This window comes from Natrinema sp. 1APR25-10V2 (assembly GCF_031626495.1).
In the GTDB taxonomy this organism is placed as follows: domain Archaea; phylum Halobacteriota; class Halobacteria; order Halobacteriales; family Natrialbaceae; genus Natrinema.
This window is the reverse complement of the sequence record NZ_JAMQOJ010000001.1, coordinates 880,653-903,620: the sequence shown is the minus strand read 5'-3', so window position 1 is coordinate 903,620 and position 22,968 is coordinate 880,653. Positions and strand designations below refer to the sequence as shown.

Annotated in this window: 28 protein-coding genes and 1 tRNA gene; 17 read left to right on the top strand and 12 right to left on the bottom strand. The window is 66.1% G+C overall.

Going from position 1 to position 22,968, the window contains the following annotated elements; genetic code table 11:
• Positions 1-29: 29 nt before the first annotated feature.
• Positions 30-779 (top strand): HNH endonuclease, encoded by a 750-nt coding sequence (locus tag NDO75_RS04685; RefSeq protein WP_310904932.1) that lies wholly within the window; start codon positions 30-32, stop codon positions 777-779.
• Positions 780-880: 101 nt separating this feature from the next.
• A tRNA-Gln gene (locus NDO75_RS04680) sits at positions 881-983 on the top strand.
• Between the two features lie 82 nt (positions 984-1,065).
• Here NDO75_RS04680 and NDO75_RS04675 read toward each other — a convergent pair.
• From NDO75_RS04675 to NDO75_RS04665, 3 genes are all read right to left on the bottom strand, one after another.
• Positions 1,066-1,404 (bottom strand): hypothetical protein, encoded by a 339-nt coding sequence (locus tag NDO75_RS04675; protein ID WP_310904931.1) that lies wholly within the window; start codon positions 1,402-1,404, stop codon positions 1,066-1,068.
• A gap of 171 nt (positions 1,405-1,575) precedes the next feature.
• Positions 1,576-1,803, bottom strand: a complete 228-nt coding sequence (locus NDO75_RS04670) for a hypothetical protein (protein ID WP_310904930.1) — start codon at positions 1,801-1,803, stop codon at positions 1,576-1,578.
• A gap of 84 nt (positions 1,804-1,887) precedes the next feature.
• Positions 1,888-2,667, bottom strand: coding sequence for an HAD-IIA family hydrolase (locus tag NDO75_RS04665; protein WP_310904929.1), 780 nt, complete (start codon positions 2,665-2,667; stop codon positions 1,888-1,890).
• Positions 2,668-2,793: 126 nt separating this feature from the next.
• On the opposite strand from NDO75_RS04665, the gene NDO75_RS04660 reads away from it, so the two are divergent.
• Positions 2,794-3,243: a hypothetical protein gene (locus NDO75_RS04660; protein ID WP_310904928.1), complete on the top strand. Its 450-nt coding sequence runs from the start codon at positions 2,794-2,796 to the stop codon at positions 3,241-3,243.
• A 75-nt stretch (positions 3,244-3,318) separates the two neighbouring features.
• Positions 3,319-3,789: a hypothetical protein gene (locus tag NDO75_RS04655; protein ID WP_310904927.1), complete on the top strand. Its 471-nt coding sequence runs from the start codon at positions 3,319-3,321 to the stop codon at positions 3,787-3,789.
• Between the two features lie 21 nt (positions 3,790-3,810).
• Here NDO75_RS04655 and NDO75_RS04650 read toward each other — a convergent pair whose 3' ends face one another.
• The 3 genes from NDO75_RS04650 to NDO75_RS04640 all read right to left on the bottom strand — a co-directional run bounded on the left by NDO75_RS04650 (position 3,811) and on the right by NDO75_RS04640 (position 4,949).
• Complete coding sequence (locus NDO75_RS04650; RefSeq protein WP_310904926.1) at positions 3,811-3,951, bottom strand: rubrerythrin-like domain-containing protein; 141 nt, start codon at positions 3,949-3,951, stop codon at positions 3,811-3,813.
• A 113-nt stretch (positions 3,952-4,064) separates the two neighbouring features.
• Positions 4,065-4,652, bottom strand: coding sequence for a class I SAM-dependent methyltransferase (locus NDO75_RS04645; protein ID WP_310904925.1), 588 nt, complete (start codon positions 4,650-4,652; stop codon positions 4,065-4,067).
• A gap of 114 nt (positions 4,653-4,766) precedes the next feature.
• Positions 4,767-4,949, bottom strand: coding sequence for a hypothetical protein (locus NDO75_RS04640; protein WP_310904924.1), 183 nt, complete (start codon positions 4,947-4,949; stop codon positions 4,767-4,769).
• Positions 4,950-5,129: 180 nt separating this feature from the next.
• Between NDO75_RS04640 and NDO75_RS04635 the strand changes: the two genes are divergently transcribed.
• Together NDO75_RS04635 and NDO75_RS04630 are read left to right on the top strand one after the other, a co-directional pair.
• Entirely contained in the window at positions 5,130-6,359 is a 1,230-nt protein-coding gene (locus NDO75_RS04635; RefSeq protein ID WP_310904923.1) for an MFS transporter, read from the top strand.
• A 138-nt stretch (positions 6,360-6,497) separates the two neighbouring features.
• Entirely contained in the window at positions 6,498-6,629 is a 132-nt protein-coding gene (locus NDO75_RS04630) for a rubrerythrin-like domain-containing protein (protein WP_310904922.1), read from the top strand.
• 97 nt (positions 6,630-6,726) lie between these two features.
• Here the strand turns inward: NDO75_RS04630 and NDO75_RS04625 are convergent, their stop codons facing one another.
• The gene (locus NDO75_RS04625; RefSeq protein ID WP_310904921.1) at positions 6,727-10,164 is read right to left on the bottom strand and encodes a chromosome segregation ATPase; all 3,438 of its coding nucleotides are present in this window, start codon (positions 10,162-10,164) and stop codon (positions 6,727-6,729) included.
• Between the two features lie 340 nt (positions 10,165-10,504).
• Here NDO75_RS04625 and NDO75_RS04620 point away from each other — a divergent pair, with 340 nt between their 5' ends.
• The 4 genes from NDO75_RS04620 (at position 10,505) to NDO75_RS04605 (ending at position 13,325) form a co-directional block, all read left to right on the top strand.
• Entirely contained in the window at positions 10,505-12,016 is a 1,512-nt protein-coding gene (locus tag NDO75_RS04620) for a phosphoenolpyruvate carboxykinase (ATP) (protein WP_310904920.1), read from the top strand.
• Between the two features lie 143 nt (positions 12,017-12,159).
• The gene (locus NDO75_RS04615) at positions 12,160-12,351 is read left to right on the top strand and encodes an HEWD family protein (protein ID WP_310904919.1); all 192 of its coding nucleotides are present in this window, start codon (positions 12,160-12,162) and stop codon (positions 12,349-12,351) included.
• Between the two features lie 90 nt (positions 12,352-12,441).
• Positions 12,442-12,744, top strand: a complete 303-nt coding sequence (gene cutA, locus NDO75_RS04610; RefSeq protein ID WP_310904918.1) for a divalent-cation tolerance protein CutA — start codon at positions 12,442-12,444, stop codon at positions 12,742-12,744.
• Positions 12,745-12,836: 92 nt separating this feature from the next.
• Positions 12,837-13,325, top strand: a complete 489-nt coding sequence (locus NDO75_RS04605) for a 50S ribosomal protein L11 (RefSeq protein WP_310904917.1) — start codon at positions 12,837-12,839, stop codon at positions 13,323-13,325.
• Between the two features lie 163 nt (positions 13,326-13,488).
• Here the strand turns inward: NDO75_RS04605 and NDO75_RS04600 are convergent, their stop codons facing one another.
• Positions 13,489-14,073 carry a hypothetical protein gene (locus NDO75_RS04600; protein ID WP_310904916.1) on the bottom strand — a complete coding sequence of 195 codons (585 nt, stop codon included), beginning with the start codon at positions 14,071-14,073 and terminating at the stop codon, positions 13,489-13,491.
• 315 nt (positions 14,074-14,388) lie between these two features.
• On the opposite strand from NDO75_RS04600, the gene NDO75_RS04595 reads away from it, so the two are divergent.
• The 4 genes from NDO75_RS04595 to NDO75_RS04580 all read left to right on the top strand — a co-directional run bounded on the left by NDO75_RS04595 (position 14,389) and on the right by NDO75_RS04580 (position 17,814).
• Positions 14,389-15,021, top strand: a complete 633-nt coding sequence (locus NDO75_RS04595; RefSeq protein ID WP_310904915.1) for a 50S ribosomal protein L1 — start codon at positions 14,389-14,391, stop codon at positions 15,019-15,021.
• A gap of 1 nt (position 15,022) precedes the next feature.
• The gene (locus NDO75_RS04590; protein ID WP_310904914.1) at positions 15,023-16,066 is read left to right on the top strand and encodes a 50S ribosomal protein L10; all 1,044 of its coding nucleotides are present in this window, start codon (positions 15,023-15,025) and stop codon (positions 16,064-16,066) included.
• Between the two features lie 18 nt (positions 16,067-16,084).
• On the top strand, positions 16,085-16,438 hold the full coding sequence (rpl12p, locus tag NDO75_RS04585; protein WP_310904913.1) for a 50S ribosomal protein P1: 354 nt from the start codon (positions 16,085-16,087) through the stop codon (positions 16,436-16,438).
• A gap of 137 nt (positions 16,439-16,575) precedes the next feature.
• The gene (locus NDO75_RS04580; protein ID WP_310904912.1) at positions 16,576-17,814 is read left to right on the top strand and encodes a tripartite tricarboxylate transporter permease; all 1,239 of its coding nucleotides are present in this window, start codon (positions 16,576-16,578) and stop codon (positions 17,812-17,814) included.
• Here the strand turns inward: NDO75_RS04580 and NDO75_RS04575 are convergent.
• Positions 17,811-18,644: a BtpA/SgcQ family protein gene (locus NDO75_RS04575; protein WP_310904911.1), complete on the bottom strand. Its 834-nt coding sequence runs from the start codon at positions 18,642-18,644 to the stop codon at positions 17,811-17,813. The genes NDO75_RS04580 and NDO75_RS04575 overlap by 4 nt on opposite strands.
• 137 nt (positions 18,645-18,781) lie before the next feature.
• Here NDO75_RS04575 and NDO75_RS04570 point away from each other — a divergent pair, with 137 nt between their 5' ends.
• Positions 18,782-19,900 carry an NADH:flavin oxidoreductase/NADH oxidase gene (locus tag NDO75_RS04570; protein ID WP_310904910.1) on the top strand — a complete coding sequence of 373 codons (1,119 nt, stop codon included), beginning with the start codon at positions 18,782-18,784 and terminating at the stop codon, positions 19,898-19,900.
• Between the two features lie 15 nt (positions 19,901-19,915).
• Here NDO75_RS04570 and NDO75_RS04565 read toward each other — a convergent pair whose 3' ends face one another.
• Together NDO75_RS04565 and NDO75_RS04560 are read right to left on the bottom strand one after the other, a co-directional pair.
• The gene (locus tag NDO75_RS04565) at positions 19,916-20,698 is read right to left on the bottom strand and encodes an aldolase/citrate lyase family protein (protein WP_310904909.1); all 783 of its coding nucleotides are present in this window, start codon (positions 20,696-20,698) and stop codon (positions 19,916-19,918) included.
• Positions 20,699-20,774: 76 nt separating this feature from the next.
• Positions 20,775-21,338 (bottom strand): thioredoxin family protein, encoded by a 564-nt coding sequence (locus NDO75_RS04560; protein ID WP_310904908.1) that lies wholly within the window; start codon positions 21,336-21,338, stop codon positions 20,775-20,777.
• Between the two features lie 165 nt (positions 21,339-21,503).
• On the opposite strand from NDO75_RS04560, the gene NDO75_RS04555 reads away from it, so the two are divergent.
• Entirely contained in the window at positions 21,504-21,953 is a 450-nt protein-coding gene (locus NDO75_RS04555) for a pyridoxamine 5'-phosphate oxidase family protein (protein WP_310904907.1), read from the top strand.
• A 7-nt stretch (positions 21,954-21,960) separates the two neighbouring features.
• Here NDO75_RS04555 and NDO75_RS04550 read toward each other — a convergent pair whose 3' ends face one another.
• Positions 21,961-22,188: a hypothetical protein gene (locus NDO75_RS04550; protein WP_310904906.1), complete on the bottom strand. Its 228-nt coding sequence runs from the start codon at positions 22,186-22,188 to the stop codon at positions 21,961-21,963.
• A 135-nt stretch (positions 22,189-22,323) separates the two neighbouring features.
• On the opposite strand from NDO75_RS04550, the gene NDO75_RS04545 reads away from it, so the two are divergent.
• On the top strand, positions 22,324-22,935 hold the full coding sequence (locus tag NDO75_RS04545) for a hypothetical protein (protein ID WP_310904905.1): 612 nt from the start codon (positions 22,324-22,326) through the stop codon (positions 22,933-22,935).
• The last annotated feature ends 33 nt before the right edge of the window (positions 22,936-22,968 follow it).

Here is a 22,968-nt window from a genome sequence, read left to right as displayed (position 1 = left end):
TTATACAGGATACCGAGGCCAACCCCCGTATGGCTTGTCCGACTTGTGGAAAGTCGTTGAGCACGAAACGAGGAATGCGTCAACGCCATACCAAAGTCCACGACGAACCGCTCCCGAATCGAACGTGTACGGGCTGCGAGTCCGAATTTCACGATCCAAAAGCCCGACTCGAGTTTTGCGACGACTGCGATCCCAACAGCGGCAAGCACAACGGCAACTGGAAAGGTGGGAAGGAAACGGCAGCGTGTACGTGCTGTGGATCGACGTTCTCGTTCTATCCGTCATCGAAAAAAGGTATTTACTGTTCGGCGTGTGTCGAGGCCGTCGACGGGTTGCTTCCGAAGAATTACGCAGAAAAAGGGAAACGGGTAGTGATCGAGTGTCGTGCCTGCGGTGCGTCCCTCGAAGTCCGGCCGGCAAGACTCGAACGGCAGAAACGAGGGCCGTTCTGCACGCTCGAGTGCTACGGTGACTGGCTCTCGGAGAACGTCGTCGGCCCCGATCACCACCAGTGGGAGGGCGGCTCGATCAACTACGGGCAGAAGTGGTGGCGGATTCGAAGCCAAGCGCTCGAGCGAGACGACTACGAGTGCCAGCACTGCGGAGTGGACGACGAAGAACTCGGTCGAAATCCGGACGTCCATCATCTACGGCCCGTCCGATCGTTCGAGCACGTCGAAGATTCACACACGATGGATAACGTGATCACGCTCTGTCGGAGCTGTCATCGGCGCGCCGAGAACGGACAGATAGCCGTCTCGCCTGTCGCCGAAAAGTAACACTATTGTGCGACGGCAATCTATCCCGCAAGTGAAGTCCCGTGATGGTGAGCGAGTCCGTACGGACTTGCGAGGTACGCGGGATGACGAGTGAAACAAGGAGTCCCGTGGTGTAGTGGCCAATCATATGGGCCTTTGGACGTGTCCGGTTCAGGCCGTCACGGAAGCGAGCCCATGACGGCGGTTCGAATCCGCCCGGGACTATGAAATACTTCCTACATTTCTGCGGTGGCCTTGGACTCTCCGAAAAATCCGTAGCGGGCCGTCAAAGAGCTGCGAACGAGCGCTAGATCTCTCGTTGCCCGATCTCCGGCACCTGCGGCCGACTCGAGCCCGAAACGCGCGCCCACATGACGCGGAGGCCGATCGCGCTCACCGACGTCAGTACTAGAAACGAGCAGAAGTACCACGGTTTGGACTGCACCACAATGAGTCCTCTCGAGGGAGCGGGCACGACACCGAGCGCCAGCAGGTAGAACGCGGTGAGGAGGGCGAGCGACGACTGGCGGTGGCCGTGCCAGTAGAGGAGGCCGACGAGAACACCCGCTAGCAACCCGAGTTGGCCGGAGTGAAGTTCGGGAATCGTGCTGAAAATCGACGAGAGGACAGTCTCGACGGTAGCCATGAGTATGGAATTCTCAATAGATGGCGCCATATGATCGAGCCTGCAATGATGCATCTACTACGGTACCCGGTTAGACGGAGCAGTCGCGAGTGACCGAGACGAGCCGAAGCGAGACTGACACGTTTGAATTCAGGCCTGTTCAAAAATCGACGTTTCGACGAATCCGTCCGGTTACTCGAGTTCGATATCTTTCGATCGGGGATCGCGCTCCTGCAGTTCTTCGAGCGCTCCCTCGAGCGTCCCCCGGGTGTCGGCGACCGTCGCGCCGACGAGGCCGCCGATTGCGCCGCCGGTACTCGCGGCGTTCCGATTGAATAGTCCGCCGATCGCCGCGCCGATCGCTGCCCCCATCGCCGCGTACCGAGCGCGGAGCAACACCTGCTTGATTCGTTCTCTCATGTGTCGTACATCGTGACTGTGACGGATAAATATGTCTCTCGAGTGCACCGGATGAGAGCGGGCTCCGGCAGAATCGGCTGCAGCTCAGAGAAGCGTCTCGACCGCAGCCAGCGACTCGAGAACGTGATCCGGTTCGACGTCGGCGGCAGCGAGGGCCGCGCGATCGGTGATGCCGGTGAGGACGAGGGCCGTCTCCATGCCGGCCCGGTTCCCGAGGGCGATGTCGGTGTCGAGTCGGTCGCCGACGACCAGCGTCTTCGTCGGATCGGCGTCCAGTCGGTCCATGGCGGCAGCGGCCGCGACCGAGGACGGTTTGCCGAGGATCGCGTCCGGTTCGCGTCCGGCGACGGCCTCCATCGCGGCGAGAATCGCGCCCGAGCCCGGTATCTCACCGTCGTCGATCGGGATCGTTGCGTCGGGATCGGTGCCGTAGAACGGAACGTCGCCCTCGAGCGCTCGCAGGGCCTCCCAGAGCGTGCCGAAGGAGAAGTTCTTGTCGAACGAGCCGAGGACGACTTCGGCCGCGTCGGGGTCGGTCGTTAGCTCGACGGCCGCTGCTTCGAGGATCGCCTCGAGGCGCTCTCCGCCGACGAGATAGACCCGCTCGTCGGGGTGGGTCGCCGCGAGGTACTCCGCCGAGACCGTCGCGGACGTGAGGACGGTGTTCGGATCGACGTCGATCCCGTGGGGCGCGAGCTTCTCGCCGTAGTGATCGCTCCCGCGCGTCGGGTTGTTCGAGAAGAGCAAGCGGGAGCAGCCGGCCGCTTCGAGCGCGCGCACGCCGTCGGCCGCGCCGGGAAGCGGGTCGTCGCCTCGGACAATCGTCCCGTCGACGTCGAGGATCGCCGCCTCGTAGTCGGTCATGGCGTACGGGTACGGTCGGCCGGCGATTGAGTGTTGGGATCGACGGCGCCTCGAGCGGGCAAACGAGGCGACCAGCCGTCCACTCGCCGGGAAAACCCCATACCGCTGTCGGTCGTAGTAGCCCTCATGACCCTCGACGTCGAGACACCCGAGCCGCCGACGCTCCGCGGGCCGCAAGACCCCGGCGACTACGACGCCGTCGACGAACCCGACGAGCGAACGGGTGACAGCACCCGCCGGGAAAACCTAGCCGACTTCCTGGAAGCGGGGGCCTGGGAGGACGCCTTCGACGAGTGGGCGGCCGACACCTACATGAACGAGTCGGAGTTTCGAGCCGTCCGCGAACTGGGCTTGCTCGAGGAACTCGACTTTTACTGGAATCCGTCCGCGGAAGACGTCGGCTATCGCGTGCCGACGGTTCCCGAGGACCTGACGACCCAGTACGACGATATCGACGAGGGCGAGGTCGAAGACGTTCAGGACGAGTTAGCCGAGCTCGGTCGAACGGTAAGTGAGGTGCTGGAAAACGATTACATTCACCGCGACGGCGAAGAATTCGGCTACTCCTGGGAATGACCGGCGACCGGGCGGTCGCCATCGATCGACAGCGAGGTGGGAATTCTTATCCGCCGACCCGACCTACGACTGCCCATGACACTCGAGGTCGAACCACCCGAGCCGCCGGAACTGGAGTTCGTCGACCCGAACGAGTACGAGGACGCGACCATCAGCGCCGACGGTGCCGAGGAGATTGACTACCGCCGCGAGGAGTTACAGGCGTTCCTCGAGGAGGGTGCCTGGACGGAGGCGTTCGACGAGTGGCGCGCGGACACCGATCTCGGGGAGCGGGAGTACGGAATTGCGCGCGATCTCGACCTCTTCGCCGGCTTCGACTTCTTCTGGGACGACTTCGCGGATCGCGTCGGCTATCACGCGCCCGGCATTCCGGAGGACTGGCAGGCCCGCGAGTACCACCCCGACCTCGACACTTGGGGGACGGTCTCCTCGATCAACGCCGAACTCACGGAGTTCGGCCAGATCGTCTCGGTCACCCTCAAAGAGGAGTACGTCGACTGGGAAGCGGAGTACGAGCCGCCGGAAGACCTGCCCGACTTCGACTGATCGGCCTCACGACGGGGCGGTTTACTCTCGCGGCACTGCGATGTTCCGAACGCGGCCATCACATTCCGGACAGGTCTCGAGCGAGTCGCTCGTCTCCCGATGGCCGCAATCGAGGCATTCGTAGTACGATCGCTCGGGCGTGTACGGATCGTCGTACAGCATAGAACAATGCTAGACAATACCTCGGAAAAGTGTTGTGGAGCTACAATAATAATCGGAAGACGTTGACCAAGGAAGACTATATTCGTTTAATTACTGGACGAATGTATTCCAACTCATCGGATCGCAACGATCGCAAGCGTCTCCGGCCGCTCGCAGGCGCGTTCGATCTCGAAACCGGCGTCCTCGAGGCCGGCGGTCGCATCGGCGAGGCTGAACCGCTCTTCGACCGGCGGGCCGGCCTCCCCGTCGCCGTCGGCTGACCAGTCGACCGTGACGAGTCGGCCGCCGGATCGGATCACGCGCGCTAGTTCAACTAGCGCTCCATCGGTCGAGAGATCGCCGTCGTCGGCCGCGGGTGGCGATGCGTATTCGTGGTGGGTCATCGTCGAATAGGCGCCGTCGAGTCGGTCGTCCTCGAACGGAAGCGACGAGACCTCGGCCGTCACAAAGTCGACGGCGTCGGGAGCACCTTTTTCACGGTAGTAGTCGTGCATCGCCGGCTGCACGTCGACCGCGTACAGCGTGTCGACGAACGGCGCGACGTCGTCCGCGTAGAACCCCGTCCCGGAACCCAGATCCGCCACGACGCCGTCGGCCGTCGGCTCGAGCATCGCGACCAGTTCCTCGCGAGAGCAGTACCGGTAGCGCCCGGGATCCTCGAGGGACTCCGCCCGTTCGATCGGAAACGTGTGAAAACCCATACGACCGTTCGGCGTTCCCCGGACTTTTCGATTTCGCTACGCCGCCGTGGCAGCGAACGGGAAAACTATGTCACTACTCGACGACCGTGACGGTTCGTGGATCGATCCGTTCGGTTATCCGGTCCACTCGCCGGCGAGGTCGCCGGCGATATTTTCGCGCCAGTGGTCGAAGCCGTCCTCGCAGTCCGCGTTCTCGTGAATGTGGTCCATGAATCCGGCGCCCGGTGACGCGAGCTCGTCGCCGCAGAACGGACACGTGATCGGGTCGACCCAGTCTGTCGTCGTGTTCGCAGCCATTGGTACCCGAGTCTATCAGGAACTATCATATAAGTCTCGTCCGTTAAGGTCTAGTACACTTTGTATGGCATATAATGCCAACAATGGTGGACCGGTCGGTTTCGTTCGAACCATCGGCAGTGAGCGCGGATTGCGATCGGAGGATACTCGGTCGTCCGGTCGTGACTCTCGCGAGAACGAATGTCGGTTCGACGCGCAGCCGGTCGATTTGCAGGGTACGACGCGCTCGTCCTGACGGCTGCGATCTGGTTTCTCGCGAAGTTCCTTCGGTACGCCTTCCCGCCCCTGTTCGACGCGTTCGGAGCGAGCTTCGGCGTCTCGGACGCGGTCCTCGGAGCCGCTTTCTCCGGACTCATGCTCGTCTACGCCGCCATGCAGTTTCCCTCGGGCGTCCTCGCCGACCGGCTGGGCACCGTGACCGTCATTACCGCGGGTGCGGTCGTCGCGGCCGCCGCGTCGCTCGTGCTCGCCATCGATTCGCCGTTTCTCGTCGTCGTGGGCGCGATGCTCGTGATCGGGGCCGGGACCGGCGCACACAAGACCGTCGCCGTGCGGCTCCTCGCTCGAGCCTATCCCGCCCGGACGGGGCGGGCGCTCGGCGTCCTCGATACGTTCGGCGCTTTCAGCGGCGTCGTCGCACCCGCTGCGGTGGTCGCGGTCGCCTCGCTCCACATCGGTTCGATCGCCGGCTGGCAGCTGCTCTTCTTCGGGGCCGGAGTGGTCGGGCTGGCGCTCGCGGTGACGTTCCGGATCCGGGTTCCGCTGCGACTTCCCGACGAAGCCAGCGGGATCGACGCGAGCGCGAACGGACGCGGCGGCGGAATCGCACGGTATGCCGCGCTCTTTCGGGACTGGCGGTTTTCGGCGTTTTCTCTGTTGACTGTCCTCTTTTCGTTCACCTACAACGGGCTGGTCGCGTTCGCACCGCGGTATCTGACGGTGGAGGCGGGGCTCACGACGGCGACCGCGAGTCTGCTCTACAGCGGCCTCTTCCTCGCGAGCCTCGTCCAGCTGGTGACCGGCAACCTCAGCGACCGCGTCGGGCGACTCCCGATCATCGTCGCGACGCTCGGGCTCGCGTCGGTCGCGCTGGTCGCGTTCGTCGCGCTGACCGAGACGGGCGAACCGATCCTGCTCGGCGGGCTGCTCGTCGCCGTCGGGATCGGCTCACACGGCTTTCGCCCCGTCCGAGGTGCGTACCTGATGTCGGCCATCCCGGACGACGTCGCCGGGGGTGGTCTCGGCGTCGTCCGGACGCTGTTGATGGGTGCCGGCGCGATCGCACCCGCGGTCGTCGGCGCGCTTTCAGAAACCGCCGGCTTCGAGGCCGCGTTCTGGCTGCTCGCGTCGTCGGTCCTCTGTGCAACTGGACTCGGTTGCTTGCTGTGGGTCTTCGAGAAGCGGTCGTGACGACTCACTCGAGCGAGCGTCCGTTCGCCGTCGAACCGACGTTCGAACGCACGGGTCACCGCCGGCTACCGTCTCACTCGTTCGCCGGGCCGATTTACCACGAAAAGAGTTAATAGAGCCCGTGTGTGATGTTAGCACATGGCTCTCGAGGCCCAGCGCGAGTACGAGTGCGTGCAGTGCGGCCGGCGGGAGACGGCCGGCGACGCGCTGCTGAGCACGTGCCGCCGGTGTGGCGGCGAGATGCGAAACGTCGAACCGGTCCGCGACTGACTGGACCGAGCGGGGTCCGTCGAGTCGCAGACACACCTCGAGCGGCGTCGCTGGTCGACCCCTCTAGCTGCTACCGCTCACTGTCCCTCCGTGAACGTTAGCGAGCCTGTTGTAACGCGACACCGAGCAGCACGAGGCCGAGGACGACTGCACCGGCTCCGATAGCAGCGTCGCCGGCCAGCGCGGTAACGCTCCCGGCGACGATACCCGCACCCCCGCCGCCGGCCGCGACCGCGGACGACACCGCCGGCGTCGCGGTCGCGTCGGTTCGGACGGCCTCGAGCTCCGTTCGAAGCGCCGCGAGTTCCTCGTCACCGGCTCCGCGCTCGTCGCCGTCGAGTTGCGCGTCGATCGACTCGATTCGCTCCTCGAGACGCGAGAGTCCGTCGGCGACCGTCGCTACCCGCTCGTCCAGCGCGTCAACGTCGTCGTCGAGCGTCCGAACCTCGTCGAGGGCCTGCACCGCCGACTCGTCCGGGCCGGACGCGACGGTCTGGCCGAGTTCGTCGTGCTCCGCTTGGAGCGAGTCGAGGCGCTCACCGACGGTCGATAGCTCGCGCTCGAGCGACGCGAGCGCATCTCGACTGACGGCCTCGTCGATCCGCCCGTCGAGGGTCTCGACCTCGTCGTCGAGGCGGTCGGCCACGGTTTCGACTGCCTCGAGCGTCGACGCGAACTCGTCGACGCGGCGTTCGATGGCGTCTCGCCGTTGCTCGCCGTCGTCGACGCGATCCTCGAGGGACCCGAGGTCGTCGGCGAGGGCGTCGGTTTCGCGTTCGAGGACGGCCTCCAGCGCGGCCACGTTCTCCTCGAGCGCCGTTCGAACCGCCTCGATTTCGTCGCGATGCTCGTCGAGCGTCGTCCGAAGCTCGCTACTCCGGTCGTCGAGCGCTGTCCGCGTCTCGTCGATTCGCTCGTTGAGTTCCGCCTGCGTCTCGCCGACCGCCGCCTGCGTCTCGTCGACCGCCGCCTGCGTCTCGTCGACTGCCGCCTGCGTCTCGGCGAGCCGATCGTCGACCGTCGTCCGAACGTCGTCTAACTGGGCCGCGAGTTCGCGGTCGAACTCGTCGAGTCGCTCCTCGACGGCCGAGAGATTCGCCGCGACGTCGGCGACGTCCGCAGCCACCGAATCGATCTCGTCGCCGGCATCGGCGATCGATTCGCGCACAGCGGCGAGTTCGTCGTCGGTCGCGGCCTCCTCGTCGAGCCGGTCGACGGTCGTCTCGAGCGCTTCCAGGTCGGCCGCCAGCCCCTCGAAATCGTCCTCGAGTGCGTCGGTCGCTGTGTCGAGGTCCGTCTCGACGTCAGCGACGGCGTCGTCGATCCGTTCGTCGAGTTCGGCGTCGAGCGACCGGAGGTCCGATTCGACCGCACCGAGGTCGTCTGCGAGCGCGGTGACCGTCTCCGCGCTCGCCGTTTGCGCGTCGATCTCGTCGAGTCGCTCCGAGAGGGCGGTTACCGTCTCGTCGATCCCGTCGACCGTCGCCTCGAGGGCCGGGAGGTCGTCTTCGACCGCCGTCTCGAAGTCGGTCAGTTCGTCCTCGACCGTCGCCTCGAGTTCGGCCATATCGTCGGCGACGGCGTCGACCCGGTCGGTCTCGGCCGCCGCGTCCTCGAGAGCGGCGATCGTCTCCCGGGTGTCGTCGAGAGCCGTCTCGAGCTCGTCGGTACGGTCGTCCAGTGTCTCGCGGACGGCGGCGAGTTCGTCGTCGACGGCGTCGGTCTCCGCGTCGATCGTCGCCTCGAGCGCGTCGACCCGTTCGTCCGTCCGCTCGGACTGCTCCTCGAGCCGTTCCGAGACGCCGTCGATTCGGGTTCCGAGCTCCTCCAGTCGACCGGCGAAGCCGTCGAGTCGCGTTTCGGTCCGATCGACGGCCGCGTCGAGTTCCTCGAGCCCGTCGCCCAGCGTCGAGACGGTCTCCTCGACGTTCTCGAGCGACGACTCGGTGGCGGCGGTCGACTCGAGCTCGTCGAGATTCGCTCGAACCGTCTCGATGTCGTCGTCGAGCGCCGCCGTTCGGTCGGCTACGTCCTCGAGATCGGCAGCCGCGTTCGTGAGCCGTTCGTCGAGTTCGGCTCGCTCGTCGGCCGCATCCGTCTCGACGCCTTCGAGCGCCGAATCCACGTCGTCGACATCGGCTTCCAGTTCCTCGAGCGCCGTCGAGAGCGTCTCGAGGTCGTCGTCTATCGCTTCGACGGTCTCGGCGCTCGCGTGCGTTTCGCTTTCGGCCTCGAGATCCGCCAGGTCGTCGGCGAACGTCTCGAGGCGCTCGTCGAGTTCGTCGACGTCGTCGACCGCGGCCGCCCGTTCCTGGACGTACTCGAGGTCTTCGAACACCGACTCGAGATCCTCGCGAACGGACTGGATCTCGTCGTCGCGGTTGGCGAGCCGGTCGAACAGCTGGTCGATCGCGTCGTCGGTGCGCTCGGCTGCGGCGGTCGCGGCCGTCGGTTCGTCGAAGGAGAGCTCCATCTGCTCGCTTTCGGTCGTCGCACCGGCAGTGCTCGACGTTTCGGCGGTTTCGCCGCCGTCGGCGCTGGAGTCCGACCAGGTGACCCCCTCGTACGCCTCGACGCCGTCTCGAGCGGCGGCGAGCGCACCTCTGGCAGCGCTCTCGCCGGGCTCGTCCGCGAGCCGGACGCCGCGGACCGAAAACGGGAGTCCGGCCGCATCGAACCGACCGCCGACGAGGAACTCGAGGCCGTCGACGGTGGCCTCGCCGGCGATCGCGATCGGGACCGACAGTCCCTGTTGCACGTCGCTTTCGTCGGCCTCGTCGGCGATCGCCGCGATCACCTCGCCGAGCAGGGCATCGTAGGCCTCTGCGAGCGCGCTCTCGATCCCGCCCGCCGCCGCGTTGGGGTCGAGCGCGAATCCTTCGAGGACGCCCGCGACCTGCGCCGGCGCGTGGCCGGTCTCGGCGGCCGCCCGCTCGACGATCCACTCGCGTCCCTTCTCGATCGAGACGGCCATCGCCGGGACGCCGTAGTACGCGAGCGTGACGCTGGTCGATCGGGCCTCGAGACAGATCCCGAGACCGGTGTAGTTGTCGCTCGCGAGCTGGTCGTAGACGACGGCGAAGCCCTTGTGGATCGGCGTCGCCTCGAACTCGCGGTCGTCGAGGACCGACGCGACGATCTCGCGGTGCGCGTCGGTCGACGCCGCCGCGTCGGCGAACGGACCGGGCGTCGTGTAGCAGAGCCGGCCGTCCGTCGCGTCCCCCACGGCGTCGTCGACGAGGGCCGCCAGTGCGGGCGTGACGTGGGCCCCCGCATCGACGGCGAGACTGCCGCCCGAAAACAGCGACGTCGGCTCCTCTCCGACCGCGTCGGCGACCGTCTGCGCAGCCGAACCGACCGCGTACGTCGTTCCGTCCGCGCTGACGGTGGCACTCTCCTCGGTGAGTTCAGCCGCCTCGAGCGCGTCGTCGTCGACCGCCAGTACGACCGGCGGGGTCGAGTCGATCGTCGGGCCGTCGCCGGCATCGGTGGCGGCCCGAATCCCCCCCGGGCCGATGTCGAGACCGTAGTCCATAGCCTCGGCAAGTCGTACCATCCTCTTGGAGGTTCCCCCCGGAATACCAGATGTGAAAATCAGCCCGCCGTCGAGATGGTCCGGCGGCTGCGGCACACCTTCCGACTCCGGATTCCGTCCCCGGATTCCCGAGCATTCGCCCACCGTGAGACAAGAATTATCTCGTATCTGAATACTTGTGGACGGTCGACACACCACTTTCGTCGACGAAACGGGAATCGGTTATTTCCGGCCGCTGGTGGGCTCACACAGCGTACGTCACTTCGTCACTGGGTAGTCGATAGCATACGAAGAGAGAAATCCTCACGTTTATTTATCAGGCTGATGGTGGATTACGTGTATGTCTGAAACCGGGACGGAGTCCCGTCCGCTGGTCCGACAGCTTCCCGATCCAGCGACAGCGTCGAACGTCCGGTACAACCCGTCGCTCGCGGAACTGCGCGAACTCGCCGACGCCGACGAGACGACGACCGAGTTCGGTTCGCCGTCGTACGTCAGCGAGTTTCGCTCGCGGAGCGCCGATCGGACGAAAAACGCCGTCGACGACGAGTTCACCGGGCGCGATCACGACCTGATCGACGACGCCGTCGACCGCACCGAGGAGCTCGAGCTCGTTTGCGTCGACCGACTGATGGGGCGGCATCCGGACGCGATGTTCTGTTGTCGCCTGTTCGTGCCGGTCGAACACGCCCGGATCGCCTACGCGTGGGCGAACCTCTTCGAGCCGGCCGACGGACAGGACCCCGATCTCTACACCGTCCAGCTACCGGATCACGACGAAACCGCGATCCGAATCCTTCCCGATACCGGCTTTACGGCCGTGCTCGGTAGCGACTACACCGGCGAGGCCAAGAAGTCGTTCCTCCGGCTGTTCATGTACCGAATCAAACAGCAGGGCGGCCTCGGCCTCCACGCCGGCAGCAAGCGCGTCCGCGTTCGCGACGAGGACGGCGAACTCCAGACCGTCGGGCAGGTGTTCATGGGCCTCTCTGCGACGGGCAAATCGACCCTGACCTCTCACGGCTGCTGGCTCGAGGAGCCGGAAAGCGCCGCAATGCTCCAGGACGACGTCTGCGGGCTCCTGCCGACTGGCTCCGTGGCCGGCAGCGAGGGCCAGGGCCTGTTCATCAAGACGATCGGCCTGGACGAGGACGAACAGCCCGAACTCTACGAGGCCGCGACGGACGAGTCCGCGATCCTGGAGAACGTCGCAGTCGACGACGACGGCACCGTCCACTTCGACGAGGACCGTTACACGTCGAACTCCCGGGCAATCGTCCAGCGTGACGAGCTCGAGAGCGCCGACGAGGAGATCGACCTCGGTCGGATGGATCAGGTCTTCTTCATCACCCGGAACCCGCTGATGCCGCCGGTCGCCAAGCTCGAGGACGACCAGGCTGCCGTCGCCTTCATGCTCGGCGAGTCGATCGAGACCAGTGCGGGCGATCCGTCCCGAGCCGGCGAATCGATTCGCGTCGTCGGGACGAACCCCTTCATCGTCGGTCCCGAAGGCGAGGAAGGCAACATCTTCCACGAACTCATCGACATCCTCGACGTCGAGTGTTACGTGATCAACACGGGCTATCTCGGCCAGAAATCCGCGGACATCGGCGTCACGGAATCCGTCACCATCCTCACTGAGGCCGCTCGCGGAACGATCGAGTGGGACCACGACGATCGGATGGATCTGACGATCCCCGAGTACGTCCCCGGCCTCGACATCGAGGACTACTACGTTCCCGACCACGTCGACGACTACGAAGACGCGCTCGCCGACCTGCGTGCCGAACGCCGCGAGTACTTGGACCAGTTCGACGAACTCCGCGACGAGATCAAAGACGCCGTCTACTGACCGGCCTCAGACACCGGTTTCGACCAGCAGCACGACGCTCAGCGGATCGGTCACAGGTTTCAGTTTTCTCGAGCCGCCAACAGCGGCGCAGTCCTTGCCGCACACGAATACCGTTATATGTGTCGAGTTCCCACGGTTGGGTAATGAGCGCACAGGTACGAACACCGACCGCACGGGTCTGCGAAGCCTGCGGTCGCGGCGAAGTATGGGACGACGACCTCGAGGCCTGGCAACTCGCCCGCGAAGACGGCGAGAAGCAAGTCGGCAACCCCCACTGCATCCACGAGTGGGACATCAACGGGACGTTCAACCCCGTCGAAAGCGACGACAGCTAACCCGAGCGCCTCGACCGCCGCCCGAGCCGCCGAACGGCCGGCTTCCGGTGGGCCGGTTCCCTTTTGCGTTTCTCGAGCGTAGTCGCCGCCATGCCGACCGTTTACATCACCGCGCCGCCCGAGGCGGCCGACGGAATCGCCGAGACGCTGGTCGAGGAACGGCTCGCGGCCTGCGTCAATCGGTTGTCGACGACCTCGACCTACCGCTGGGACGGTGACGTCCACCGCGACGAGGAGGCGCTGTTGCTCGCGAAGACGACCGACGACGCGTACGACGACCTCGTCGCGCGCGTCGAGGACGTACACCCCTACGACGTCCCGTGTATCGAGCGGTTCGACGAGGACGACCTGCTCGAGTCGTTCGCGACGTGGCGCGCCGAGAGCGTCGAGTAGACGGTGTGATGGCGATCGGTGCGTGAGTCCGTCACAGACGAGGACTGCCCGAAAAAGCAACCCTTAAAACTCGCGCACGGGTTGTGACGGGTATGGCTGGAACCATCGAAGTGCTCGTTCCGGGCGGCCAGGCCAACCCCGGCCCACCGCTCGGTCCGGAGCTCGGACCGACGCCCGTCGACGTGCAGGCCGTCGTACAGGAGATCAACGATCAGACCGCCGCGTTCGACGGAACCGAAGTTCCCGTCACCGTCGACTACGACGACGACGGCTCCTTCGAGATCGACGTCGGTGTCCCGCCGACGGCGGCGCTGATCAAGGACGAGGCCGGTTTCGAGACCGGCAGCGGCGAGCCCCAGGAGGACTTCGTCGCCGACCTCTCCGTCGAGCAGGTCAAGACGATCGCCGAGCAGAAACACCCCGACCTGCTCGCCTACGACACGATCAACGCCGCGAAGGAAGTCGTCGGCACCTGCGCTTCCATGGGCGTCACCATCGAGGGCAACGACGCTCGAGAGTTCAAGCAGCGAGTCGACGACGGCGAGTACGACGACGTGCTCGCCGACGGCGCGGAAGCGTAGTCGAAAGAGAGAGCGCACCACGACGACTCGTCTTCGTTTTCACAGCGGGCTACTTGCAGCGATCTCTCGACGAGAGTGGCGACCGTCGACACACGAGAACGGCGAAACGGCGAGAAACGAGAGGGGGTTCGGGTATCGGTCGAACCGACGACGTTCGAGCGCGTCAGATCTTGTTCGCGGGCGGCACGGTTCGCTCGTCCGGTCGGCCCGCACCGATGCCGCCGGACAGAATGCGGACAGTCGCGCCGAGGCCGAGCGCCCCGGCGACGCCGGCAACGGCAACGGTCGCGGGGAGTGCCAGGCTTGCGAGCCCGCTGACGATTGCGCCGACGAGAACGCCGACCCACAGTCGATCGCTACCGAGTCGCGAGGCGACGGTGCGGCCGATCGCGGTGAACCCGACCGCTAGCACGACCGGAAGAACCGTCGCCCCGAAGATCACCATCGGAATCGCGAAGAACGGGCCAACGCTCGTATCCGAGATGAACATTCCAGTGCTCGCGATTCCGCCGACGATGAGCAATCCCGGGAGACCAATACAGAGGGAAATTACGGGGCTTTGACGTGATTTCGTTACCGCGCGCGTGCCGAAGCCCTGGAGGAGTCCGAGCACAGCCATCGCGATGACGAGCGTTCCGACGAACTGAGCACCCATTCGAACGAGCGGCTCCAGCGATCGATACGTCTCGAACGCTTCCCCGTGCCCCGATATCGCTGCGACCGAATCGAGCGTCGGTGCAGCGATCATAGTATATAACTCTAATGGCCACATACTGCGTAGTACACCATCACTCATTATAGAACTTTTGGTCAGCCGGACAGTAATGACAACCGAACGGTAACGGAAACCGAAAGACGAGCGGCCCTGCTCGTCGGGACGCACCGTCGGTAGACTCGAGCGGAAATCGTCCGTTCGGAGGAGCGAAACGCTGATCGACGTCTCGAGACTGGTCTCCGGTGGTTCGACGGGTTTAAGTTCGGCATGGCCCTCGGTTCAAGGGAGACAGGCATCGCCTGTTTCACTGACCCGTAGGAGCACTCCTGCGTACTACGGAGGTGAACGATGGCAGATTCGGATATTGAAACCGCAGTAGCGCGCGCACTCGAGGACGCCCCCGATCGGAACTTTACCGAGACGGTGGACCTCGCGATCAACTTGCGCGACCTAGACCTGAACGAACCGTCGAACCGCGTTGACGAGTCGATCGTCCTGCCGTCCGGAACCGGCCAGGAAACGCGTATCGTCGTCATCGCCGAGGGAGAAACCGCAGTCCGCGCCGAAGAGGCCGCGGACGAGGTTCTCTCGGGAGACGACGTGGCCGATCTGGACGACGACGAGGCCAAAGACATGGCCGACGAGACGGACTTCTTCATCGCCGAAGAGGCGATGATGCAAGACATCGCCCGGCACCTGGGTACCGTTCTCGGTCCCCGAGGGAAGATGCCGGACCCGCTCTCGCCCGACGACGACGTCGTCGAGACCGTCAACCGACTCAAGAATACCGTGCAGCTTCGCTCCGGCGACCGACGAACGTTCCACACTCTCGTCGGCTCCGAAGAGATGGACGCCGAGGACGTCGCCGACAACATCGACGTCATCCTGCGTCGCCTGCACGCCGACCTCGAGAAGGGGCCCCAGAACATCGACGCCGTCTACGTGAAGACGACGATGGGGCCGTCCGTGGAGGTGGCCTAACATGAGCGCACAGGCCGAACGCAAAACCGAGAACCTTCCCCAGTGGAAGCGGGAGGAGGTCGACGAGCTCGAGCAGCTCATCGCTGACTACGAGAGCGTCGGCGTCGTCGGCATCGCCGGTATCCCCTCGAAGCAGCTTCAGGACATGCGCCGCGACCTGCACGGCACTGCCGTGTTGCGGGTCAGCCGCAACACCCTGCAGACGCGTGCGCTCGAGGACGCCGGACTCGGCGACTTAGTCGAGCACATCGAAGGCCAGGTCGGGCTCGTCGCGACCAACGAGAACCCGTTCTCGCTCTACAAGGAACTCGAGGCGTCGAAGACGCCGGCTCCGATCAACGAGGGCGAGGTCGCCCCGAACGACATCGTCATCCCCGAAGGGGACACCGGTGTCGACCCGGGGCCGTTCGTCGGCGAACTCCAGCAGATCGGCGCGAACGCGCGGATCGAAGAGGGTTCGATCCAGGTCATGGAGGACTCGACGGTCCTCGAGGCCGGCGAGGAAGTCTCTGCGGATCTGGCGAACGTCCTCAACGAGCTCGGTATCGAGCCCAAGGAGGTCGGACTCGACCTGCGCGCCGTCATCGCCGACGGCGTCCTGTTCGACCCCGAGGACCTCGACATCGACGTCGATGCCTACCGGAGCGACGTGTCGACGGCCGCCGCTCGCGCACGGAACCTCGCGATCAACGCGAGCTTCCCGACCGCGGCGACGGCTCCGACGCTCATCGCGAAGGCCACGGGCGAGGCCAAGAGTCTCGGCCTGCAGGCCGCGATCGAGGACGAAGACCTGATGCCCGACCTCGTCAGCAAGGCCGACGCACAGCTGCGTGCGCTCGCGGCCCAGATCGACGACGAGGAGGCGCTCCCTGAGGAACTACAGGGCGTCGAGGCGGCCGCCGAACCGGCGGCAGCCGAGGACGAAGACGAATCGGCAGACGACCAGACCGAAGACGAGACCGAGGCCGAAGACGCCGACACCGACGATGACGACGACGAAGACGACGGCGACGGCGCGGCCGGCCTCGGCGAGATGTTCGGATAATCAACGGAGGACACAACAATGGAATACGTATACGCTGCACTCATCCTGAACGAATCGGGCGAAGAGATCAACGAAGACAACCTGACGGACGTGCTCGACGCTGCCGGCGTCGACGTCGAAGAGTCCCGTGTGAAGGCACTCGTCGCCGCACTCGAGGACGTCGACATCGACGAGGCAGTCTCCGAGGCCGCAGCCGTCCCCGCTGGCGGGGCCGCCGCAGGCGGCGCCGCGGGTGGCGAGGCCGCCGCCGACGAAGGCGGCGAAGAAGAAGCGGAAGCCGAAGAGACCAGCGACGTGCCGGACACGACGGACGACGACGACGACGAAGACGAAGAGGCCAGCGGCGAGGGCCTCGGCGAACTCTTCGGGTAACTCGCGCCGTCGATCCGGTTTCGACGACTCGGAAATCTCGATCTTTTATCGGTGCTCGAGGGAGAGTGGCGACGCCGTCACGGACTGGACCGGTTTCGACCGAGAGTACATAAGCGAAGGCGCGGCCAGAAGGGGCGATGGCCGCGCCAGTCGAGTTCGTCTCCCAGCCGAAACTGACGGTGCAGTTGTGCGCGTGGGTCCTCGCCGGGTCAGCGCTCGGAACCTGTAGCGGCCTCGTACCGGGCCTCCACGCCAACAACTTCGCGCTCCTGCTCGCGGGGATCGCCCCGTCAGTCCCCGGTCCACCGCTGTTCGTCGGCTGTGCGATGCTCGCCGCGGGCGTCGTCCACACCTTTCTCAACGCCGTGCCCGCGATGGCACTCGGAGTTCCCGACGCGGAGATGGCCGTCACCGCGTTGCCGGGCCACCGACTCGTCCTCGCCGGCCGAGGATACGAAGCGATCCGGCTCTCCGCGGTCGGGAGCGTTCTCGCGGTCCTCGCTGCGGTGCCGCTGGCCGTGCCCGTCACTCGAGCCGTGACGGCCGTCTATCCAGCGGTACGAGAACATCTCTCGCTGGTGCTCGTGCTGATTACGGTCGCGTTGCTCGCCTCTGAGCGAACGTGGCGGAGCCGAGTCGGCGGCACCCTTTCGTTCGCGCTGGCAACTGCACTCGGTGCGCTCGCGCTCGATCTCTCGCCCGCGGCCCCGCTCGAGTCGGGCGGGACCCTCGCCCCGCTGTTCGCCGGCCTCTTCGGCGCGCCGGTATTGCTCGATGCGATTCGCGGGAGTGGGCTCCCCCGCCAGACCGGCGACGGAATCGTGATGTCGCGTGGAGTGATCGGGGCCACGGCAATCGCCGGCACGCTCGCGGGCGCCGCGGTCGGCTATCTGCCCGGTATCACGGCGGCCATCGCCGCCGTCGCGGTGCTTGCCGTCGTGCCGGACGGCGCCAGCGATCGAGGCTACATCGTCGCGACCAGCGGCGTCGATACGGCAAACACGATCTTCGCGCTCTTCGCGCTGGTCGCTATCGGCCAGCCTCGGACCGGCGTCATGGTCGCTTTCGATACCGTCGGTGCGCCCCTCGAGCTCCCGATCCTGCTCGCGGCCGTCGTTCTCGCGGGGGTGGTCGGTTTCGTCCTCGTGATCGTCGTCGGCGACGCCTACCTCGAGCTGATCGGTCGACTGACGTACTGGAAGATATCGGCGGCCGTCCTCGCGCTGTTGCTCGTTCTCGCGTTCCTCTTCGCCGGCCCGGCCGGCATCGCGATCTTCGTCGCGGCGACCGCGGTCGGGATGGTGCCGATCCGACTGCGCGCCCGACGCGTTCACCTGATGGGCGTTCTGATCGGGCCGCTGATGCTCGGTCTCTAATCTCCTCGAGCGGCCGCCACGAGCGCCGCGACGCGCTCGCTCGAGACCGGCGCGGTCGTCTCCCCGCCGCGTTTGAGCGCGGTGCCGACGATGACGCCGTCCGCACCGGCCGCGAGGCAGTCGCCGACCGTCTCGCTCGTGACGCCGCTCCCGACGAACACCGGCGGGCGATCGCGGCCCGCGTTCCGGTCAGCGAGCACGCTGGCGACGCACTCGATATCCGCGAGCGGCGTCTCGACGCCCGTTCCGGGGCCGGAGACGATGACCCCGTCGGCCCTGCCGCGTTCGACCGTCTCGAGCGCCGCGCGTTCGACGTCCCGTTCGCCGACCGGGCTCGCGTGCTTGACGTGGACGTCGGCGAGGATCGCAACGTCGGTTTCGAGCCGATCGCGAAGCCGGAGCGTCTCGTGAGCCCGGCCCTCGATGAGCCCCTGATCGGTCGCGGCGGTGCCGACGTGGACGTTGACGCGGACGAAGTCGGCGTCGACGGCCGCGGCGATCGACACTGCGGCCGCCGCGTCGTTTCGGAGGACGTTGATCCCGACCGGCGCGTCGACGGCGTCGGTCACGGCCGTCGCGATAGCCGTCAGCTCGGCCACGACGTGTTTCGGCACGTCTTCCGGATAGAACGGCGCGTCCCCGAAGTTCTCGAGAACGAGCCCGTCGACCCCGCCGGCCTCCAGTGCCCGCGCATCCTCGAGCGCGCGGGTTCGGACGGCGTCGCGGTCGCCGTCGAAGTCCGGTGCGCCGGGGAGTGCGGGGAGGTGGACCATACCGAGGACGGGGCGGTCGGCGTCGAAGCGCTCGAGAACGGGGATGCTCGAAGTCATATCCGATTTGCGAGTGCGAGTCGGATAAGTAGCCGTGGCCGTCCGTTACCGCGGATGGCTCCCCTGGCCGTCGAGCGAGCCGGCAATCGCCGCTCCCTTCAGGGTCGTTTTGCCCCCGCCGTGGTTATCGCCGGTCGATGGCCGACGCACTTTCTTCGCTATCGCTGCGTGACGTGGAGAGCCGGAACCGAATCGCCGTCTCGCCGATGTGCCAGTACTCCTGTGAGCCGGACGGACTGGCGACCGAGTGGCATCGCGTCCACCTCGGGAGCCGAGCCGTCGGCGGTGCCGGGATCGTGATGACCGAAGCGACCGCCGTCTCGCCCGAGGGGCGGATCACGCCCCACGACCTCGGAATCTGGAGCGACGAGCACGCGGCCGCGCTCGAGCCGATCACCGAGTTCGTCCGCGAACAGGGCGGCGTGCCGGCGATTCAGCTGGCCCACGCAGGGCACAAGGCCAGCAAGGAGCGCCCGTGGGAGGGTCACGTGCCGATCCAGCCCGGCGGAACCGGCCCGAGCGGCGCGTCGGGCTGGGAGGTGCTCTCACCGTCGCCCGACGCGTACCCGCCGTTCAACGGCGACCGGCCAGCGATGCGGAAGGCCACTCAGGACGATATCGAGGGCGTGATCGACGCGTATCGGGCCGCGGCCGAGCGTTCGCTCGAGGCGGGGTTCGAGATTGCCGAGGTCCACGCCGCTCACGGCTATCTGCTCCACGAATTCCTCTCACCGGTCACGAACCGCCGCGAGGACGACTACGGCGGCAGTTTCGAGAACCGAACGCGGCTGGTCCGTGAGGTCGTCACCGCGGTCCGTGACGTCTGGCCGGACGAGAAGCCGCTCTTCGTTCGGATTTCGGGGACTGACTGGCTCGACGGCCGCGATTCGTGGGACATCGAGGGGTCGGTGCGCCTGGCTGACGAGCTGGCCGACCGCGGCGTCGACCTGATCGACGTCAGTTCGGGCGGACTCCACCCCGAGCAGTCGGTGCCGGCGGGACCGAACTTTCAGGTGCCGCTCGCCGAGCGGGTCCGCGAAGGTGCCGACGTCGCGGTCGGCGCGGTCGGCGGCGTCACCGAGCCCGAACAGGCCGACGCGCTGGTCCGCAACGACCGGGCCGATCTCGTCCTCGTCGGCCGGGAGTTCCTACGTGACCCGTACTTCGGACTCCGGGCGACCGGGGAACTCGAGCGCGACCCGGAAGCGGTCGCGGAGCAGTGGCCGGTCCAGTACCGGCGCGCGGTGCAGCGCTGACCGACGCGGAGTCAGCTAGCCGTCGTACTCCTCGAGCCAGCCGGTCACGCTCGACTGCAGCGCGCCCGTCGTCGTCCCGATGTTCAGCAACTGGTAGCCGTTCGCCGCTTTCTCGTTGACGTCGTCCATCCCGAATCCGAGCCCGCCGACGGGGACGTCCGCATCGACGGCCGCCGAGCGAATCGTCTCGACGGCGTCCGCGACCTCGTCGTGGTCGAGTTCGCCGGGATGGCCGAGCGACACCGAGAGGTCCAGCGGGCCGATGAAGACGAAGCCCAGTTCGGGCACGGCGAGGATATCATCCAGGTCCTCGAGTGCGGCCGCCGTTTCGACCGTGACGCCGACGACGACCGACTCGTCTTCGCTGCCGACGTAGTCGTCGGTGAGCCCCCAGCGTCGGGCGCGGGGACTCGCCAGCCCGCGCCGACCCGGCTCGCCGTCGTATTCGAATCGGCCGGCTCGCACCGCACGCTCGAGTTCCTCGGCGCTGCCGACCCGCGGGAGGAACACGTTCCGCACGCCCGCGTCGAGAGCCTTCCGGACGAGCGCCGGGTCGGTGTCGGCGACCCGTACCAGCAGTTCGGTGTCGGTGCCGTCGGCCGCTCGGAGGAGGGCCTCGAGGCGTTCGCCATCCCACGGGCTGGGGCCGCCGTGCTCGAGGTCGATCCAGACGAAATCGACGCCGATCGTCGCGAGGAGTTCGACTGCCGTCGGGCTATACGTGTTCTCGAGGACGCCGAGCGCGACCTCGCCGGCCTCGAGGGTCTCGCGGAGCGCGTTACCGCGGGGCTCGCTCATGGCCCCGCCTACCACGGCCACCACTAAAATCGAGCGTCCGGCAGTCGCCTGCGCAGACCGTCACTGCCGCTGGATCTCAGTCGTCTTTCCACTTGATCGAACAGCCCTGCGACGGTCGCCACTCGAGGTCGACCGACTCGCCGGCCAGCACGGATTCGATGGCCTCGCGAACGTGGAACCGAGTCGGCTCGTCGTCGGGATTGAGGGCGTCGTCGAGTCGGCCGTGGTAGACCAGTTCGAACTCGCCATTTGCTCTGGAAAAGAGGAACGGGTCCGGCGTGCAGACCGCGCCGTACGCGCGTGCGACGTCCTGGCTCTCGTCGCGGAGGTAGGCGTCGTACGCGACTTTGCCCTCGTCGACGTACTCTCGCATCTTCTCGAACGAGTCCTCGGGGTACTCCTCGGCGTCGTTGGAGTTGATCCCGACGACGGCGACGTCGTCGTACTCCGCGGCGAGGTCGTTCAACAGGTCGAACTTCGCCTTCGCGTACGGACAGTGGTTGCACGTAAAGACGAGCAGCAGCGCCTCCGCGTCGGCAAAGGAGTCGAGCGAGTGGGTCTCGCCGTCGACGCCCTCGAGTTCGAACGCCGGCGCCGGGTCACCGGCCTCGAGTTCGGAATCGGATTCTTGCAGGACCATACCCGGTGTTTCCGTGCGTTCGTCCTTAACCGTCACGTTCGCAGTAGGCTGCTCGAATCGACCGGCGGAGTTGGAAGCGCGTGAGCGCGCCGGGAGTACAGGCTGCCGTGACTGTTCGGCGGATCGCGACAACGTATTATTCCTTCACGCGTCGTCCGACGGGGTATGCAAGGGTTGCGCTGGCTCCAACTGACCGACGAGGAGATCGCCGAGTTCCTCGGGCGGGGCGGGACGGGCATCATCTCGTTCGCGGCCGAACCCGACGAGCCGCCGGTCTCGATCCCGATCTCCTACGGCTACAACGCGGACGAACAGGTGTTCTACTATCAGCTCTCGTTTCCCCGAGAGAGCCGAAAAGGCGACCTGATCGACCGACCCGTTTCCTTCGTCGCGTACGGCCGGACCGACGACGGATGGCGAAGCGTCATCGCCACGGGGACGCTCGAGGATATCGACGACATGCCGTACGAATCCAGCACGGTTCAGGGAATGTGGGCGATCCAGCTCCCGCGGGTCGATATCTTCGAACGACCGAGAGAGGAGGTCACGTTCCGGTTCTTCTGTCTCGACCCCGAGACGCTGACGGGACGGAAAGAAGTCCCCTCGCGTCCCTGATCGCCGGTCAGCCGAACAGTTCCGCGAACGAGAGGAGGACGCTCGGGACGATCAACAGGCCGAGTCCGCCGACGATCAACACCAGCGGGACGACGAGCAGCCCCATCTCGGTCAGCAGCCAGAGGCCGAGGCCGGCGAGGACAGCGAGGAGGCCCACGAGTCGGAGGAGCCAGACGAACGCACCCTCGAGTTCCGAGTCGGCGACGACGTCAACGACTTCGAGTACCTCGTCCATGACTAGCCGGTTTTGGCAGGCGAAGTCCCTTAATTTCGTCGCTGTCGTCTGTCTCCTCGCACACGGTTAGACTGGCACCGTCGTGATCCGGACCGACGACGTACATATTTGTACCCGCGGCATCATCCACGGGGTATGCAGACGCTCGAGGTCACCGACGAACAGTATGCCTTCATCCAGCACCTCCGCGAGGAGATCGCCGAATCGGTCGTCGGCAAGTACGGTTTCGTCCGCGAGCAGGACGCCGTCCAGTTCCTGATCGACAATTTCGCCGAGGAGATCGACATCGACGTCGACACCGACGAGTTCGACTCCTCGGCGACCGACGACGTGTCCGCGTCGGTCGGGGCCGCCATCGACGGCGAGGCGGATCCCCACGCACTCGAGGAAGTCTCCTACGTCGAGGGCGAAACGCCGGACGCGGGCGAGGTAGTAGCCGAGACGGACGGCGAGCTCGAGTCCGAATCGGACGAGTCAGCCGCGTCCGAGGACGCCGGCTCGAGCGAGGACGGCCCGGCCGACGCCGAGGGCGACGAAACGGATACCGACGCTGACGACGGCGACGGCTCGGCCGACGACGACGACATGTTAGACGAGATGATGAGCCTGCTCGAGACCCACGACGACAAGTGGGAGGAGTCGGACTCGGCGGACTACCGGTACGCCGTGGAACTCCCCGACGGTTCGACCGAGCAGGTCCAGACGAAAGACGACGTGCGGGCGCTGCTGTTCAAGAACTATCGTTGAACCGGGGACTCGGGGTCCGTTCGCACTCCAAGC